Genomic DNA, 17,796 nt, shown 5'->3' on the forward strand with positions numbered 1-17,796 from the left:
GAGCATGTCACTGAAGCGCACTTTAGAATTGTTTGCGACCAGCCAAATAAACGCTCAATAGCTCGATGCGATCAAGCGCATCTGTCGGCGTGCGGTAGGGATTTTGCTTGATAATTTGTAGGTCGGCCCACTTGCCTACTTCTAGGCTACCGGTTTTATCCGCTACCCCCAATTGGTAAGCGCCATTGATGGTCATGGCACGCAGTGCCTGCTCGATTGTGATGGCTTGCTCCAGATTGAGGTGCGCACCGCTGCTGGTTTTACGTGTGATCGCAGTCTTCATCAGGCTATACGCATTCGGGGGAAACATAGGACTATCGGCATGCAGCGTCGGGTGCATGTCCAGTTCAAAGGCGCGTTTTACCGGCAGGACTTGTTGCGCCATCTGCGGACCTATCAGTGATGCGCTGAGCGCGTCGCCATAATACAAAATATGATTGATGTGGAAACTCGGAGTGACCCTGAGTTCGGCCAGGCGCGGCATCAAATCGATAGGTAATAAAACTGAATGTTCTATTCGCAGTGGTAGATCAGCCACCGGTTTTGCCTGGTTTAATGCGATGGCAGCGGCAACTTCACGGTTGGAAGCATCGCCTTGACTGTGAATGGCAAGTTGCCAGCCTGAGCGCGAGTATTTTTCCAACTTGGCCTGCAGTTCTGTGGTTTCTATCATCGCCGCACCATGACTATTCGGCGCTATGTTGAGTGCCTGCGCCAACGGGGTGTCCAGATACGCTGCGCTAGTGTACATGCTGCCCGTATACGGTGAGCCATCGTGCCACAATTTGACGCCTAATACGCGGAAGTAAGGATCTTGTTGCGCTGCTGCCGGCGCATCGGGTAAATACTTGAGTTCGTCTTCCACCAGATAAAAAAATTGGCGTATGCGCGGTTGGAAATTTTTCGAAGAGGCGAGTCGCGCCATCAACGGTGGTACGTTATAACCGAGCGAGGCCATCGAGGTATAGCCGCGGGCCACTAGGCCATCAAGTACTTGACTGTAGCGATTAAATAGCTTCCACGGTGATTTGAGTTCCTTGAGTAAGGGCGCGGCCGCGCGGCCTTCCGCAATGAAGCCGCTCAGCTCACCATGCAGGTCTCTTTGGTAGTAGGCGCCGGCACCCGGATCAGCGGTCTCGCGGTTGATACCGGCAGCCTCAAAGGCTTTGCTATTGGCCCAGAACGAATGCAGCGACTGTGCGGCCAACACCACCGGATGATCCGGCGCGATTAAATCGAGCGCCTGGCGCATAGGCATCTGTAAATCAGGCACCAAAATCGGGTCTAGTCCAGCGCCATAGATCCATTCACCCTTGGGCGTATTCTTGACTGCCAAGCGCAGTGCTTGCCAGACCTGCGCATTGTTTTGGTGACTGAAGCCACTGAGGTCGACCGCCGCGTTGAAGATGGCGCTGAGCGTGGGGTGTTCGTGCGCGGCGACGAAGCCAGGCATGAGCGTATGGCCCTGCAAATCATGTAGTTCGGTGCGCTCAGTTTTGAGTTTGAGCAAGTCGGCACTCCTACCTAAGGCCACGATTACGCCCTGGCGTATCGCGATAGCATCGACCACCTCATCCTTGCTATTGACCGTCAACACTATGCCATTGTGAAATATAAGCTCGGGACCATTATCCTTAGCGCAAGCACTCAGCAACAGCGCAAGCAGCGCTAGTTGTGTCAAGCGTGCTATTTGTGCTAGTTGGGCTAGTTGTGGCGGGGTTAGGCTATGCCTCAAAGCGCTGAAATTGAAGTGCGTTTTCAAGAGAATATCCTCAAAAGTAATGTAAAAGTGCGACAGTAAAAGGGGGCAAACAAAGTCCGGGCAAACCGGCGCTAGCCGCGCTGGTACGAGATTTTTCTCTCTGATTTAGCAGTGTAAGGCTACGCCATAGCGCCTTACACTTTTTCGTCTATGCCACTTACTCAGCAACGGCGTTTGCTGGCGCTCAGAAATAAAACAATCAGCAGAAAAATCGCGACTAACAAGATGCCGCCAGCGCGCATATTCCATGCGCCTTTCCGGCCACCCTGGCCTGCAGCCCGCATGGGATATGCGTGCTGGCAGGGGGCTAAATTATGCAGCGTAGACGTTGAAAAGTAGCCAGCTTGGTAGACCGAGATACAGCATTACATGGGCGATGCGTTCTAGCCAGCGCCGCATCGCGATGGTTTTTCCGGGGCTTAGTAAGGCCGTGATTAGGGTACCGATTTCTATGCTGGCACGCAGTAGCGTCGCACTCAGTACTACACCGATAGACCAGGCGCTCCACCATAGCGCGAAGGCGATCAGGTAAGCCTTCAAACCAAAGCTATAGTACTCGCCGAACGCACTGCCGTAGGCAATATGCTGATGTAAATGGAAGGCCGGAATCGCCAAAGCCAGCGGCAGTAGGGCAAATTTTACGAGCGGATGATCTAGTCGCCAGCGCTGCATTGCCAAGCGTGCTTGCGCATAGCTGCTCAAGGGGGAAGGCGGGCAGGGTAATAGTGGCGGGCCACCGGCCGCCGCCAGTGCGCGTGCCAGCGCAGGCGGATTGGCCAGTGCCAGAGCGTAGCGCCAGCGCTGACCCGAGACCAGGCGCAAGCTGGCGCCGGGACAGGGCAGTGGCAGACGCCAAACCACCAGTGCGCTGATTTCACTGATCGCCAGTTCGAAACGCTGGGCACCACGGCTGAGCACCAGGCTGCCATTTTCTAGCGAGGCGCGCGCCGAATAGGCCAGTAGCAGGCTCCAGCTAGCCGCTTCAGGAGCAAGAAACAGGGCACCGAAAGTGCGTATTTGCGCCAGCGTATTGGTGCGCAGGGCTTCGTTAAATAACATCGCAGCGCACATCCACAGCAAGCTGGCGCGTGCAAAGGCGCGTAACAAAGCTGCAGCGTAGCGGGCGGCGGGCGGCAACAGCGCCACCCTGACTGGCAAGCGCAGCGGCTGTTCTGCGGCCGCATCGCCCAAGCGCCAGCCAGGTATCAGCGCCAGTATTGGCTGAGCTGCCAGCATCAGCAAGAACACGCTCGCGACCAACCCGACCCAGTCACCCCACCACACCATCAATGTGCGCGCTGGCGTAGTTACCGGCAAGGCCGCGATCACCAGGCTGCGTTCGCCCATGCGGCTGCCGGCCAAGGCATTGCCATAGGCATCGATGACTGCGCTGTAGCCATTGCTGGTGACGCGAAACTGCGGTAGTCTGGTTTCTATACTGCGAAACGCCGCTGCTGCCTGATGCAGTTGTGCGCCTAGTGGCTGGGAGCTGAACCAGGAATCGTTAGACATGGTAAGTATGGCGCGCGCACCGAGGCGCGCACCGTGAATAGCGAGCCCGGTGTCAACATCGTCAAGACATATCAAAGGCAGAACCGGGATATCGCGGCCATCCGTTAGCCGCAGCGGAAACACTCTGGCGCCATTGCCAGCGCGCCAGTTGCCAGTCCACGGTAGTAGGCGTCGCAAGTTTTCGCTCTCTAGCCAGGCCGGCACATATTCGGTGAGCGGAAATAAGCGAGTCTTGCGATAAAAACCTAGCAGACCGTGATCTGGCTGCACAAAGGCGGCCGCATTGTATTCGCCCTGGGTATCGCTATCGTAAGTGCCAAACACGAAAGGCACGCCAGCGGCCTTGATGGTCGCGAGTATCTCTTGATCAAACTCGGCACCGGCCTCGCTCTTGGGATGGCCGAAGGTGGTCGGGTAGGCGGTTTCTGACCAAAGCACTGCGTCCGCGCCCTGGCGCACCACGGCGTCGTAGCTCATCGCAAAATGGGTGTCGAGCACCTCGCGCACTACGGCATGCGCGCCCTTGGCCTGACGCAGGCCTTCGTAGTCAGTCAGATTGGCCTGAATTAGGCCCATGCGCAGTGGCTTCTCGCTAACTGTCGGCTGGGGCGAGAGTGCTGGCACTAGCGTCAGCACCGTCATGCCGTAAGCTGTCAGCAGAGCTGGCACTAGTGCTGACATTGCCAGTGGTTTGGCAAACACGCGCCAGCCCAAAGTGCGGCGCGCGAGCGCTAAAGCTACGCCCTCGTTGGCCAGCAACAGTAAAAAAGTCAGACCAGCAGTGCCGCCGAGATCCGCAGCTTGCCGCATAAGTGGCGATGGATACAGCCCGTAGCCCAGGGTGTCGCCCAGCAAGCGCGGGACTAGATACTCAGTGGCAAGCCACGCGGCCGCGGCGGCCAGTGTGCGTAGCCTGACGCCGTAGCGATACGAGGCGACATGGCGCACCAGGGCGAACACCAAAAATTGTGGTTGAAACAGCGGTGCGGCTAATAGCAGTAGCGCCAGGCCGGTGCCCGCTCCGACTTGGGTATAGCTACCGATGGCACTACCAAACCAGGCGAAAGCGGCCGCCGTGTAGGCCAGCGACATGGCATAGCCGCTCAACAGCGAGGTCCAGATGCTAGAGCGCGCATCGAGCGTGCGCAACCACGGCACTAACATCACAAAGCCGAGTAGATAAGCGGCACCACCGCGCACGTACAGCGCCGCCAAGAGTGCGCTGGCAAGTATGCCCACCAAGGCGATGGTGGATCGTCGTATTTTAGAATTACTGAGAAGTGTCATCGAGGGATGTGGGAAAAGTCGCGGGAAAAATTATGGGGGAAATCGTAACTATTCAGCCTGCTACTAAAATTATTAAAACCTATAAACCTTTAAACCTATAAACCTTTAAACCTTTCACAGGAGGCACAGAGACACAGAGAAAAAACGGAGAACTGCCTTGCTTTCCTCTGTGAATCTCTGTGTCTCTGTGTCTCTGTGTTGAGTGGTTTTGACTTGCTTCATAGCGGGCTGAACAGTAACGGGAAATCATGCAAATATTATTTGTTGGCTTCGACCGGCGCAGGCAGCACGATGCGTCGATTTGGCAGCCCGGGCGGTGCCAGTTCGGGCGGCACCACACGGTCTTTTGGTAGTGGAATCGGTTTGTTGGCAGCGTCGAACAATTGATAATCCGGTGCGAACATCAAGATCGCTTCTATGCGCTGGCCGTCGTCGGTGGCTTGATGATGTCGCACATAGCCTTTGGGCAGTACAAAGTCTTCGGGTACCGCCAGCCCAACTAGTGGTGGGCGGGTACCCGGTGGCGAGAATGCCCCTAGGCCGGTATGCACACCGGCCTCATGTAGGCGGGCGATTACCTCGGGCATGGTTGGTTTTTCACCGCGTGCCACATAATATTTCAAGTCACGCGTAGGGTCGGCGTCGCCTTCCAATGCGGGTGCTGCAATCTGGGGTAGGGGGCTTGCAGGTTGCTTGCTATTTGTGGATAGCCGCGACTCAACTGGCGCTGGCAAACTGGCAGCGCTACTTGTGCTATTAGTGCTACCAGCGCTACTTGCGTTAGCCGCATCTTCTGGTATCGAGCTTGACATCAATAGATAGAATAAAAAACTCAGCCCGCCGGCAGCGAGCAGGAGGGCGATCATCAGGTAGCCCGCGTTAGGGCTCCAGACCTTGCCCGCCGCGTGTCCATTTTTCTCGGTTGCGGCGGGCTTAGAACTAGCTGGTGTATCCAAGAGCTTGCTTTCCCTTGGTGATTAAGGTGCCGCTGGATTGAAAGTCGAAATAGCCCACCCCATGCGCTCGTGGCCGTACTGATTCCAGATCGGATTTTTGCCACTGACGAACGAGCTGTAGCGTGGTGCGCCAGTACCGGTGCTGCCGCCAAACAAGCCAGCGGTGACGGTGCTGCCTGTGTAAGTCGGGTGAGTATCATCAGACTGGATGTAATCATAGCTGCTGCCTGAGGATACAAAGTGCGTGTTGGCGTCACGGATGGTAGAGCGCAGCGTCGACGTAATCCGGGTCACGTAGCTCGCTTCGCTCTCACCGAGTACGTAGCGCAGCGCTTCGGAATCGATCTGGCCGTCGCCATTGCTATCGTAATCAGCCCCCATGTACTGGGCAAAATTATCTGCGCACGCGAAGCCTTTTTGGCGCGCAAAGTCACACATCAGGAAGTTAATTCTGGCGATCGAAGGCAAGAATTTATCTTGCATCTTGACCGTAGCGCCAGTGCCGGCATCCTTGCAGGAACTTTGCGTATTGTCGGCCGCATAACCAGGATAATGCAGGTTAGAGACCACCTTAAGTTTGACACCAGAATAGGCATTGGCATTGATGTAGTCCATCGCTGCAGCTACATTGGCACGGCAATTATTCTCTGCCGAAGTGAGCACACTGTAATCGCAAGTGCCAGTCTGGCCCTTGAAGGCGGTACGCGCTTGCAAGCCATCATTGCCACACATCTCGAAAGTGACCACGCGGGTATTGCTCGCTTGCATGTAAGAGCGCTCGGCCACGATTTTATTGTTGTACACATCCGAGGCGATCGCGCCGGATTTGGTACGGCGCACGCTCTCGATATCGGCGTTCCATAATGCCGACATGTATTCAGCATCGACGGTCGGTGCCGCGTACTTGGCTGCGTTGACGGTGGAGCCATTGTAGCCAGCGTAGATAGAATCACCGTAGGCCACCACGCGGTATTTGCTGGTGGTGCCAGCCCGGTCTATGGTCCACGAGACGTTTTGGTTCAGGGTGCTGGCGGCCGCTTCTGCGCCTAATGCCAGTAAGGTAATTGGTAACAGCGTGCGGATAGCAGTACGAAATCTCATCTTCATCTTTGTCTCCTGTTGTTTTTTACATCTAGGAAGGTTTATATTTTTGTTCTAAGACTTTAGTGCTTGCGAATTGATAGCTACAGCAATCAGGAAATGCGTCTTCAGCGAGGTTTTTGTGATGGGCATTTAGAATCTGATTGGCAGCCAGTATTGAAACTAAGCGCGACTACTGTCAATTTGCGTTGCAGCAAAAATAACTCAGAAAAAAATGGCGCATTTATCCACAAGCCTTAGTCAGCATCACTCTTGCTAAATTTAGAGTTTAAATTCTAATAACGGAAACTGAGGCTTTTTTGAGCGATGCGCTTGCCTGTTAGAAACAAGGCTAGCGAACTGGAGGCCACCAAGCCTGGGCTTGAGCTTGAGGTAGGGTGCGGAAACTTTGTAACGCTAGCTCTGCCAGCGTGCATAGCTCACGCAGCTAGCAGACCAGACTGGCTGGACTAGCGCATGGGCGCTGCGCTAGTCGGGGACTTTAATTAAAACTAAGTGCGGGCGTATCGTGCCTGATACCCAGGAACGGCAAAGCCCCGGTAGAGCAGGCTCAGGCTTAAGGCGAATAAGCTCAAGGCGATAGGTGCCAGCATCAGGCTAGGCATGTCTTGCATGAACAAGGCCATGCTAATGCCGCACATTTGGATAGGCGCTGCCAACATGCCGCAAACAGCGATGATGCGCGGTACCAAATTAGAACGGTATAAGGCCAGACACATCACGAAGATAGCGCTGCCACCGATCAGTTTGTCGATATAGTGTATCCACTGGCGGCTAGCGCCAACCATACTACGCAGTAGCTCAAACATTGCAGGATCTAGTCCCGGATGTTTGGCGAACTGCAGGCTCAGTGAGCGCATCGCCAGAAAATTGGCCTGCTCCATCGCCGTGGTGGCAACAACGATCCCACTCAAGATTAAATAAGCCAGTGCCAGCGACGGTGAAGATAGGCGCAATATCGGCCAGGCGAGGATAGCGACCGCCAACATCAAGGCGCTAGTTAATAGACCGAGTAGCGCGCCAGCGGTAAATAATAAAGGCATTTGTGCGCCATTCTGTAACCAACCCGCGCCTGAGAAAATAGGCGTGTTGAGGGCGAAGTTGTTCCCAAGCCCCAACAGCATAGCGATCAATAAGAGTGCACCTATCAGTTGCCCTGTTTGTTTTTCAGTATTCATCATGAACCTCGCGTAAGTAGAAATTGGTAGAAGTTGGGATCTTCCCTTAGCTTGCCGTTTCAGACAATTGGCGATGGACGGGTGACGGATAGGGTGTGCTAAAGCACGCTGCCTGATGACCAGTGACTTGGTCTCACCGGTTCTGCGGTAACTGTGCAGCCAGCGTTGAAAACTCCCTCGCCCGCTGGCGGGAGAGGGCCGGGGGCGGAACAGGGAATTTGGATGGCATGCCATCCACCTGTGTAGCAATATTCGCTCGTAAGCGGATATGCGCCCTGCAAGGGAGGGTGATTGAGTAACGCTTGCCTTCAAATAGCTGATACGCTTAACACTACGAGAAATCGAATATTGCGCTTAATTTGGACCACCCTCATCCCAACCCTTCTCCCGCTCGCGGGAGAAGGGCTTTGTATAGCTGGCTGAACAGTTAGGTTTTGCGACTATTTTAAAATGGGCACCGCGCTAACGCGCATATTCCATGCGCCTTGCCAAGCACACTGGCCTGCAAGGCGCATGGAATATGCGCGCTGGCAGGGCAGCTAGATGAAAACAATTATGGCAATACGTCTGCCGCGCGTTTGCTGGTCGCCGTTACCGCCTAAATGCCTTCGATCCCAATCGCAGCGTCCTACGAATTGAAATCGAGATTTTCAATCCTTAACCTTAACCTTAACCCTAACCCAGTCCCTAGAACGCCAGATTTGGGGGACCCTGCGCCAGCTATCGTTGGACGATGACGATATGGGCTTGAATCTTGCCCTCGACGGCGCCATGCCCGAACCGTTTGCCGATTTCCGCTAGGGCCGCGTTGGTCGCCTCAAGCAGTCGTGACGCGTTTCTAGCCTCGATTTCGCTTCTGAGCAAGGTACCCTGGCAGTAAGCGATAGCAGGGATGTCGGGTGATGCGGCGCGACTCCTTGCTGCCAGTGTAGTGATTACAGCTTGACGCGTAAATCCGCCTTCGCTCAGCTGCCTTGCGATCACCGTTGTGTCGCTGTAACCATGCGGCGTACGCAGCATGAAGCGCGGTGGATCGTCGGGGAACATCTGCTGCAGTGCGAACGTGACAGTCTCTGCGAACTCATTTTGCTCGATCGCGTCCCACACGTTGAAGATGAAGGTGCCGCCCTTCCTGAGTACCCGTCTGGCCTCGGCGTACGCTTTTGGCTTGTCAGGAAAGAACATAGCGCCGAACTGGCATACGACGACATCAAAACTTTCGTTTAAAAAGGGCAACTGCATCGCGTCTGCTTGGCGCCACTCGACAGCGCGGCTAGTGCCGATTAAGGCAGCGCGATCAAGCATGGCCTGATTCAGATCGGTGGCGACGATCCGGACTTCAGGTGCCAGAACGTCTGCCAGTTGCCGTGTTACGACACCTGTTCCAGCTGCGATCTCTAGCAAGCATGTCGGCAGCAGCTTTGCCACACGCGCAGCGAGGTCAAGCGCATACGGCTCGAAGATTAAAGGAACCATGTACTGGTCGTATAGCTGCGGAATGGAACCGGTGAAGAGTCTATCTACATCAGATATAGGCACGGAAACCTCCGGAAGTAGTTGTGCGCGCTAAGCTTGAGTTAGCCGATGGACACCCACAAATGAATAAAGAACACAGCCGCAACGCTGCCAGTCCCATCGGTAATGGACTAGACATAGCACATTGATGTTAGAGCATGGAATACTTCTATGCAAGACCTGCGCTGCTAGTGCGATGTCGTCTTTGCTGCGGTACGTTTAGCTAGCACCCAGATGCTGAGTAAGAGCAGTGTTCCTCCTAGCCACTGAATGGCGCTGAGATGCTGGCCTAGCAGGACGGTAGATAAAACCACAGCGGTCAGCGGTTCAAGTAGCGTCGCGACGGTCAGTGCCGTGGGCTTTAAGCGTGCCGCGCCCCAACTGAAAGCAAGCAGTGCAAGCGCCGCGGTCACAACGCCCAGGTAAAGAAACCAAGCTTGTGGCGGGACCTCGGACGGCCACGAAAGCGGGCGATACAAGCCAAACAGACCCATTGCGGCAGCAGCAACAACTGTTATGGACGCGGTGGCAGGGCCGGCGCCGAGCGCAATCGATATTCGTCCGCTGATCATAGAGAAGCCGGCGTAAAGCAGGGCAGAACCGACAGAAAACACGACACCGAGTAGGACTCCATTTGTCGCAGCGCTGGCCGGTTTCGGCCCATGCTGGGCGACTATGAACACAGTTCCGAGGATCGCCCCTATGAGTGCCACTAGAAGTTGGGGATCTGCTCTTTCTTCTCCCCGAACGACGGCTATTGCGGTGACGATTACTGGCGGAAGGCAGAGGGCAATCAATGTAGGGACAGCTGCGCCCATTTGTTCTATGCCCAGAAACCACAATAGCACGTAGCCCGCCATGGCAACTCCCGCCATGATGACGGTTCCGATCAACGGCTGCAGTCGGTCCCACGAGATTCTTCGTCCGAAAGCAGCCAATAGTACGACCGCGCCAACCACGAACCTCCAGAACGAGATATTTTCAGGCGTGAAGCCGTGCCTCTCAACGAGCAGGCTAACAACCAAAGCACCAGTGCCCCAAAGTATGCCAGCACCGCAAGCGGCAACGAATGCCAAGCCAGTTGCTGGCGTCTGGGGTGTCGAGACGGACGCGGATGTGATCATTTTGATGCCTAACGTCGAGCTAAACGGGACTGCGCATGACGCACACAAACCGAAGAGCTAATAATTGATAGAGTGCTGAACGTAGAAGCGCCTATTTGGGCAGTTTCCGAGTTGAGCGTGATGTTAAAGCACATAAACATTACTCTTCATCGCTTCCATTTTCAAAGCGCCAATCAAAGCATCGTTCTTCAAATATACGTGATGCGTAAAATCCCAACCCTCCATGTAAATAAGCTCTAAAGAAGGGATGATAATTATAAAACGACGAACATTACTTGCGAGATAAGACAAGGGCTTTAATGTTCTATTTTTTGCCACCTCAGAATTAAACGCTCGGAAACTAACTTTTCTCTTTTTATTGCGGCCAATGAATTTTGCAAGGTACGACTCGTAATTGGACGTGAGACCGCATATAAATGAATGTAGTTTGTCATCATTTATTTTTTGCTTTTCGGCTGACATTTCCTTGAATTCTTCGAAAGCCTCTTTTTCTGATAACCAATGGTCGTAAACTGTTATGGCGACATGTCTATATCCTTCAACTTTTTCGTCGGTGATGACTTCTTTGATGGTTGGAAATGAACTCAATAACTCTGAATGCAATTTCTGCTCTAGATTTCGAAAACGACGATTCGCCATAGGATGAAATTTTGTGCTTTAACGCTGAATTGAGGTGCGCCGCAAAGCACAACTTATATGTAGAGAAAATATTTTCACGGCTTCACTCTCGAATGTAATGTTAAAGGGCGACACCCTCTGCGCAAGATATCTATTCCGCAAACGACAATAACTGATTGCATAATTGCGACAAGGGTACCGGTAACCCAATCTGGGAGGACGTAACTTAATGTTGTTCCGAAATACTGCCAGAAATAATATTTATTAGAGATGCCACCATCAAAAACTGCAAGGATAAAACCTGACGGAAACAAAACCGGCGCAAACGAGAATAAATATAAAAATTCAATCCCACTAAGTGATCCGTGCCCATATGCACGATCAAATGCCGCCAATTGAATCAATATACCGACATCGATCAACATCCACAGTCCCAATAGTTGAGCGATGTTTCTACCTTCTTGCCGAATGGCGCAAACAAACCAAGTCACCCAACAGAGTGCGAAGTAAATGCTTAAAAATAGAAATGGCCATTTTGCATTAATCATGCCAAAAGTGGCTGCAGCGAAACCACCTAGTGCCAATGTGTAGCCAAATTTTAGTATCCGTTTCATCGCCATTTTTACACTTTAATGTAGAGTCAAGCGGACTGCCCGGCTGTTTACGCAGCTTCGCTTAAGCATCGGGTTCGGCCGCATGCCCGTCACGGTAGGGAACGCTTCCATGGTTTCCCGGATAGCCAATTGATGGCCTCTTGGCCTACTGCGCTTTCTATTCCAGTGAACCAATGGTTCGTGTCCGGCCCACATGGCGATTCATCATCCTTATTGGCAGCGCCGTTCACTGCAATCATCGGAATATGCGTGGCCGCAGCGGCGGCGAAGGGGGCGACCCAGCAGGCGTCCTTGATGTGATGGACGAGTAGTACCGGAACCTTTTGCGAGGCCCAGTTTATCTTCGAGAGGCCGGGGCCAGCCAATGCGGTCGGCGTATTCGGCGGGGAAGCTTGGTGCAGTCCAGAAAAGAGCACGGCCGCACTGACCTGATCAGGCATATTTTGCAAAATGTACCCGGCTGACACCGTGCCCCGGCTATGCGCCATGAGCACAAGGCGCGCTTTCGGAAAGCGACGCAGGATCTCGCGCATGACGGCCTTTAAATCAACTGCATGATTTGACGAGGCTCGATATTCCTGGCTCATATTCGTCTGATCTGAGGGCGCGTTTATGACCGCAACTGCGAACCCGTCTTGCATCAGTGCTTTTCGCTGGTCCGAGAAGAGATACGGGGCCTGCGCTTCGACGCGGCCGTCCTTCAAGCCCAAGCCGATGTTGCCAGGTCCGCCTGGAATTAGCAAAATGACGGTTTCCGGGTTCGATTGATGGGGCTCCCAAAGCAATATTGTCTGGGTCACCCCCGGGCGAGTCGTGAGACTGACCAGCTCATCGGCATAGGCAAGGGGGCCGAATAGGAGCGCGATCGCCACGGCTAACATCGCACTCAATTGACGATGTATTGACATCAAGTCGTGGAAGGGCTTTTGTGCAATCATGGCTGCGGCCTAAGGAATAGCGTTTATCCGCCGCATCGGAACGCAAAAATAAAATCCGCGAGCTGCTTGCGGCGGATAAAACTTGTGGGGGCGAGCCGCCTGCGTGGCGGCCTCGTTGGAGATTGTAAACGATGCGTTTGCGGTATTGCTAGTAATTTGACATGTAATTCTAGCGCATCGACGAGGGAGTCCCGCAAATATCCGGCCAGGCGCATTTTTCAACACAGGGCGGTAACGCGTAACAGTAGGGCAATGGGCTTTATCTATTGCGCCGTATCAAATCTCATAAACACCCCTGCCAGCGCGCATATCCCATGCGCCTTTCCAGGCATACTGGCCGCAAACCCGCATGGGCTATGCGCCTTGGGCTAGGTGCTTGCGGGAATTTTGCACACACAGCCTGCACCGCAAATAATGTGCGAGGCAGGCGCTGAGTGCATTGCTAAGGCGGTTCAGGCAGCCAGCTTGGCTGCTTTTGCTGCACTCATTTCTGCCAGTAAGACGGTGCGCTGTTTGGCGTCTTGCGGGGCGACCGCAAAGCCTGTCATGCGTTGCTGGTCGTCGTAAAAACGGCAGATGGTGATGCCCTCGTTTTGTTCGCATTGCCACTGGCCTAGCGCTGCCAGTTGCGGGGCGGGGGCGATCAGGGCGATAGAGTAACTCGGGGTTTTGACGATCACCGGTGCAGGCTTAAGTTCTATCTGTGTGACGTCGCCGGTTAAGCTGCGGGCGATGGCGCGCGCGGCCGTCATGATAGGCGCGATGTAGGGCAATACCGGGCGGCTGCCGTCTTCTGGATTGGTGTATTGGGCGCAGTCGCCCAGCGCATACACGTCGGGTGCGCTGCTCATGCCGGTGGTGTCGACTAAAATGCCGCGCTCGGTGTCTATGCCCGCGGCCTGTGCCAGACGCAGATCGGCGCGCAAACCTACTGCCGACAAGACCAAATCCGTTTCAAATGTGCTGCCGTTACTCAGCTTGACTTGCAACACCGGGCTGCTGTTGGCGCGGCCGTTTTTGGAAATATCTATGCTGGCGGCGGTGCTGCCGAGTTGCATCTGTACTCCGCGTTGCTCCAGTGCGCATTGCAGGGCGATAGAAATCGGCTTGGGTGCCAGTGCCGCCAATGGCAAAGCGTTAGGATCGACCAGAGTGACCAGATGCCCAGCCCCCGCCAGATCGTCGGCAAACTCGCAGCCGATTAAACCGGCACCGAGTATGGTGATGCGGCAGGCCTCGCCATGCGCGCTGATGCGCTGGCGCAGTGCGGCGTAATCGCCGACATTATTCACCGATAACACCTGCCCGGCAGCGTCGCCAGCGATCGGCAAACGGATGGGCTGGGCACCAACTGCGATCACCAGCTTGTCGTACTCAAAATCGCCAGCGCTGGTGTGGATGGTTTTTGTCGCCGGCGTAATCTGCGTGACTACTGTGTGCGGCAAGATGGTGGCCTTGAGTTGTTCTGCCATTTGCGCGGCGCTCTGGCTGACCAGTTGCGCTGCCTGTTTGTTTTGCGCAAAAGCGTTGGACAGCATGGGTTTGGAGTAAAAACCACCATCATCGCTGCTGATGATCAAGAGGGGCCGCACTTGGTCGAGCTTGCGTAATTCGCGCGCTACGCTGTAGGCGGCCATGCCGCTACCGATGATGATGGTGTTATGCATTTAGATTTCCACCATATCGAAGTCAGCTTTGGTCACGCCGCAATCCGGGCATTCCCAGTCTTCCGGGATATCTACCCAGCGGGTACCGGCAGCGATGCCTTCTTCTGGCAAGCCCAGTGCTTCTTCATAGATGAAACCGCAAACGACGCATTGATAAGTTTTCATGATGTAAATTCCTAGAGTATTTAAATTTTTTGGATTAATTCAACTAAGCCGACAAATTAAGCTGGATTCGCCGCTAACACACCGCGATAGTGATTAGCATGGCGCTCTTCTACTTTTGCCAGCGCGGCGAAACGTTTGGCCGCGATCTCTAAGGTGCGCTGAAAGTTTTCTGCGTGCTCTTTTGATTCGGCGATCTGCTCGTCGTATTCGGCCACGGCAGCGTGCTGGCCTTCTTCGATTGCGAGGTGGCGGAACTTCGGATACATCTCGGTGTATTCATAGGTCTCGCCTTCTATCGCGATCTCTAGCGCGCGCTGCGGCGTCATCTGGGCTTTTGGGTACAGTAAATCAAGGTGACCAAAGGCGTGCATGACTTCTTGATCGGCAGTGGCTTCAAACGCCAGCGCGATGTCTTCGGCACCGGCAGCGCGTGCCAGTTTGGCGAAGTAGCGGTATTTGATATGCGCCATGGATTCGCCGGCAAAGGCGGCTTCGAGGTTTTGGATGGTGACGGATGGGGTGGCTGTGTGACTCATATTGCTCTCCTGGTGGTGATCTTAAACTGGCTAAATTAAAAGTGGCTTGCTTGCTGATTGGGTTCCATCTTAGGCTTCACTGCGTTATTTGTAAAAACAATTGATTTAATTTAATTGATAGTCGTTGACTATATCAAGCCGGATGCTAGAGCGGAAACGCGATGCCCCTACACTGAAAAACACTCTTAGCTTATGCAAAAAAAAATATTAACTTCGTACAAATACGTATCTAGTTGAAAGCTTCGGTCTGCTAGAATCACAGCCCAATACTCCGTTTTAGGACTTACGCAAAATTGTTCCAGCTAGGCGTACCGCCGATGACAGTACTTGAGTACGGCAAGGCGGATACAAGGACGCTGGAGCGGTTTTGCGTAAGTCCCAAGTTTTTAGTAAGCTCACAAGAAGGAATCGACCAGCATGGATTCATCGTCAGATCAAAAAGAACTTTTACGTCAACAGTTACGCCAGGCCGCGCTTGAGTATCACGAGTTTCCTACTCCGGGCAAAATTAGCGTCACTCCTACCAAACAATTGACGAATCAACGTGATCTGGCGCTTGCTTATTCCCCTGGTGTGGCCTCGCCTTGCGAAGAAATCGTCGCCGATCCAGCCAATGCCTTTAAGTACACCGCGCGCGGCAATTTAGTCGGCGTCATCACCAATGGCACCGCGGTCTTGGGTCTGGGCAATATCGGCCCGCTCGCTTCTAAGCCTGTGATGGAAGGTAAGGGCGTCTTGTTTAAAAAATTCGCCGGTATCGATGTCTTTGATATCGAGATTAATGAGCTAGATCCGGATAAACTGGTCAACATCATCGCCGCGCTGGAACCGACCTTCGGCGGTATCAATCTGGAAGACATCAAAGCACCTGAGTGTTTTTATATCGAGCGCCAATTGCGCGACAAGATGAAGATTCCCGTGTTTCATGATGATCAGCATGGCACCGCGATCATCGTCGGTGCCGCGATTCTCAATGGCCTGAAGGTGGTCGGCAAAGACATCAATCACTGTAAATTAGTGGTCTCGGGTGCTGGCGCTGCGGCGCTGGCCTGTCTTGATCTGCTGGTCGATCTGGGCTTTCCTATCAAAAATATTTTTGTCACCGATCTGGCTGGCATGGTCTACACCGGCCGCGTCGAGTTGATGGATCCGGACAAGGCACGTTTTGCGCAAGACACCACGGCGCGTAGCTTAAAAGAGATTATCGACGGTGCCGATATTTTCCTCGGTCTGTCGGCTGGTGGCGTGTTAAAACCAGAGATGGTGGCGCGCATGGCAGCCCGGCCTTTGATCCTGGCGCTGGCTAATCCAACCCCAGAAATTTTGCCGGAAGAAGTCAAAGCGGTACGTGACGACGCCGTGATGGCTACTGGCCGTTCGGATTACCCGAATCAGGTGAATAACGTACTGTGCTTCCCTTACATCTTCCGTGGCGCCTTAGATTGTGGTGCCACCACCATCACGCGTGAGATGGAAATTGCAGTAGTGCGGGCGATTGCCGATCTGGCGCAAGCCGAGCAATCCGATATCGTCGCTTCTGCCTATGGCATTAGTAATCTGTCTTTCGGCCCTGAATACCTGATCCCTATGCCGTTTGATCCGCGTCTCTTGATCAAGATCGCACCAGCGGTAGCCAAGGCAGCCGAAGAATCCGGTGTGGCGGCGCGCCCGATCAAGGACATGCAAGCATATATCGATAAATTACAAACCTTCGTGTATCACAGCGGTACTTTCATGAAGCCGCTGTTCCAGATCGCTAAAAAAGCGCCGAATGAGCGCAAGCGCATCGTCTATGCCGAAGGCGAAGAAGAGCGCGTCTTGCGTGCGGTGCAGGTGATTGTCGATGAAAAGTTAGCTTGTCCTATCCTGGTAGGTCGTCCGCATATTTTAGAGCAGCGCATAGAGAAGTTCGGCCTGCGCCTGAAAGCTGGTGTCGACTTTGAGGTGATCAATCCTGAGTTCGATCCGCGCTATCGCGACTACTGGGAAACCTACCATAAGATGACTTGCCGCAAGGGTGTTTCTGAACCTTACGCCAAGCTAGAGATGCGCCGTCGTCATACCCTGATCGGTTCCATGATGATCCATAAGGGCGATGCCGACGGTATGATTTGCGGCACTTTCGGTACTTCCGGCTTGCATCTCAATTACGTCAATCAAGTTTTGGGCAAGCGTGAAGGCGTGAATGTCTACGCCGCCATGAATGCGCTGGTTTTGCCGGACCGCCAGCTGGTGATCGTTGATACCCACATTAATGAAAACCCGAACGCCGAGCAAATCGCCGAGATCACCATTTTGGCGGCGGAAGAAATGCGTCGCTTTGGTTTGCAGCCAAAAGCGGCCTTGCTTTCGCATTCGAATTTTGGCTCTAGCAATAGCGAATCAGCCCAGAAAATGCGGGCAGCTTTAGCGATAGTTCAGCGCGATGCACCGGATCTGGAAATTGATGGCGAGATGCATGGTGACACCGCACTCGATACCGCTTTCCGCAAAAAAATGATGCCAGCTTCGACCTTGCATGGCGACGCTAATTTGCTGGTGATGCCAAATATCGACGCCGCCAATATCGCCTATAACTTGCTGAAAACCACGGCCGGTAACGGCATCGCGATCGGCCCTATCTTGCTAGGTTGCGCCAAGCCCGTGCATATCCTGACGCCATCGGCCACAGTACGCCGCATCGTCAACATGACCGCCTTGTGCGTGGTGGATGTCTTGGCACAGCGTTGAGCTGTTTGTAGAAGACAGGGCTGCAGCTAGTTGTAGCCAAATAAAAATCCAGATGCTGGCAACAGCATCTGGATTTTTTTATGGCCTGAGCAT

At 53.8% G+C, this 17,796-nt stretch carries 15 protein-coding genes; 2 read left to right on the forward strand and 13 right to left on the reverse strand.

The window, feature by feature from the left end; translation table 11 throughout:
* Positions 1-22: 22 nt before the first annotated feature.
* From EJN92_RS15650 to EJN92_RS15680, 7 genes are all read right to left on the reverse strand, one after another.
* A complete protein-coding gene (locus EJN92_RS15650; RefSeq protein WP_126128676.1) occupies positions 23-1,762 on the reverse strand; it encodes an amidohydrolase in 1,740 nt (579 codons plus the stop codon).
* A gap of 312 nt (positions 1,763-2,074) precedes the next feature.
* Entirely contained in the window at positions 2,075-4,561 is a 2,487-nt protein-coding gene (gene lnt, locus EJN92_RS15655; RefSeq protein WP_126128677.1) for an apolipoprotein N-acyltransferase, read from the reverse strand.
* Positions 4,562-4,818: 257 nt separating this feature from the next.
* Positions 4,819-5,517 carry a hypothetical protein gene (locus EJN92_RS15660; protein WP_227869574.1) on the reverse strand — a complete coding sequence of 233 codons (699 nt, stop codon included), beginning with the start codon at positions 5,515-5,517 and terminating at the stop codon, positions 4,819-4,821.
* A 21-nt stretch (positions 5,518-5,538) separates the two neighbouring features.
* Complete coding sequence (locus EJN92_RS15665; protein WP_126128678.1) at positions 5,539-6,624, reverse strand: SGNH/GDSL hydrolase family protein; 1,086 nt, start codon at positions 6,622-6,624, stop codon at positions 5,539-5,541.
* Between the two features lie 485 nt (positions 6,625-7,109).
* Complete coding sequence (locus EJN92_RS15670; protein WP_170174911.1) at positions 7,110-7,796, reverse strand: DUF4386 domain-containing protein; 687 nt, start codon at positions 7,794-7,796, stop codon at positions 7,110-7,112.
* 720 nt (positions 7,797-8,516) lie between these two features.
* Entirely contained in the window at positions 8,517-9,272 is a 756-nt protein-coding gene (locus EJN92_RS15675) for a class I SAM-dependent methyltransferase (protein WP_126129971.1), read from the reverse strand.
* Positions 9,273-9,499: 227 nt separating this feature from the next.
* On the reverse strand, positions 9,500-10,336 hold the full coding sequence (locus tag EJN92_RS15680) for a DMT family transporter (RefSeq protein WP_265415588.1): 837 nt from the start codon (positions 10,334-10,336) through the stop codon (positions 9,500-9,502).
* A 19-nt stretch (positions 10,337-10,355) separates the two neighbouring features.
* Here EJN92_RS15680 and EJN92_RS21880 point away from each other — a divergent pair, with 19 nt between their 5' ends.
* Positions 10,356-10,496, forward strand: coding sequence for a hypothetical protein (locus EJN92_RS21880; RefSeq protein WP_227869862.1), 141 nt, complete (start codon positions 10,356-10,358; stop codon positions 10,494-10,496).
* 62 nt (positions 10,497-10,558) lie between these two features.
* Here the strand turns inward: EJN92_RS21880 and EJN92_RS15685 are convergent, their stop codons facing one another.
* From EJN92_RS15685 to EJN92_RS15710, 6 genes are all read right to left on the reverse strand, one after another.
* On the reverse strand, positions 10,559-11,074 hold the full coding sequence (locus EJN92_RS15685; RefSeq protein WP_126128681.1) for a hypothetical protein: 516 nt from the start codon (positions 11,072-11,074) through the stop codon (positions 10,559-10,561).
* A 74-nt stretch (positions 11,075-11,148) separates the two neighbouring features.
* On the reverse strand, positions 11,149-11,673 hold the full coding sequence (locus tag EJN92_RS15690; protein ID WP_126128682.1) for a hypothetical protein: 525 nt from the start codon (positions 11,671-11,673) through the stop codon (positions 11,149-11,151).
* Positions 11,674-11,756: 83 nt separating this feature from the next.
* The gene (locus EJN92_RS15695) at positions 11,757-12,605 is read right to left on the reverse strand and encodes an alpha/beta hydrolase (RefSeq protein WP_126128683.1); all 849 of its coding nucleotides are present in this window, start codon (positions 12,603-12,605) and stop codon (positions 11,757-11,759) included.
* A 452-nt stretch (positions 12,606-13,057) separates the two neighbouring features.
* A complete protein-coding gene (locus EJN92_RS15700; RefSeq protein ID WP_126128684.1) occupies positions 13,058-14,272 on the reverse strand; it encodes an FAD-dependent oxidoreductase in 1,215 nt (404 codons plus the stop codon).
* Positions 14,273-14,437 (reverse strand): rubredoxin, encoded by a 165-nt coding sequence (locus EJN92_RS15705; RefSeq protein WP_126128685.1) that lies wholly within the window; start codon positions 14,435-14,437, stop codon positions 14,273-14,275.
* 56 nt (positions 14,438-14,493) lie between these two features.
* Entirely contained in the window at positions 14,494-14,973 is a 480-nt protein-coding gene (locus EJN92_RS15710) for a rubrerythrin family protein (RefSeq protein WP_126128686.1), read from the reverse strand.
* A 417-nt stretch (positions 14,974-15,390) separates the two neighbouring features.
* Between EJN92_RS15710 and EJN92_RS15715 the strand changes: the two genes are divergently transcribed.
* A complete protein-coding gene (locus tag EJN92_RS15715; RefSeq protein WP_126128687.1) occupies positions 15,391-17,703 on the forward strand; it encodes an NADP-dependent malic enzyme in 2,313 nt (770 codons plus the stop codon).
* The last annotated feature ends 93 nt before the right edge of the window (positions 17,704-17,796 follow it).

This window comes from Undibacterium parvum, assembly GCF_003955735.1.
In the GTDB taxonomy this organism is placed as follows: Bacteria; Pseudomonadota; Gammaproteobacteria; order Burkholderiales; family Burkholderiaceae_D; genus Undibacterium; species Undibacterium parvum.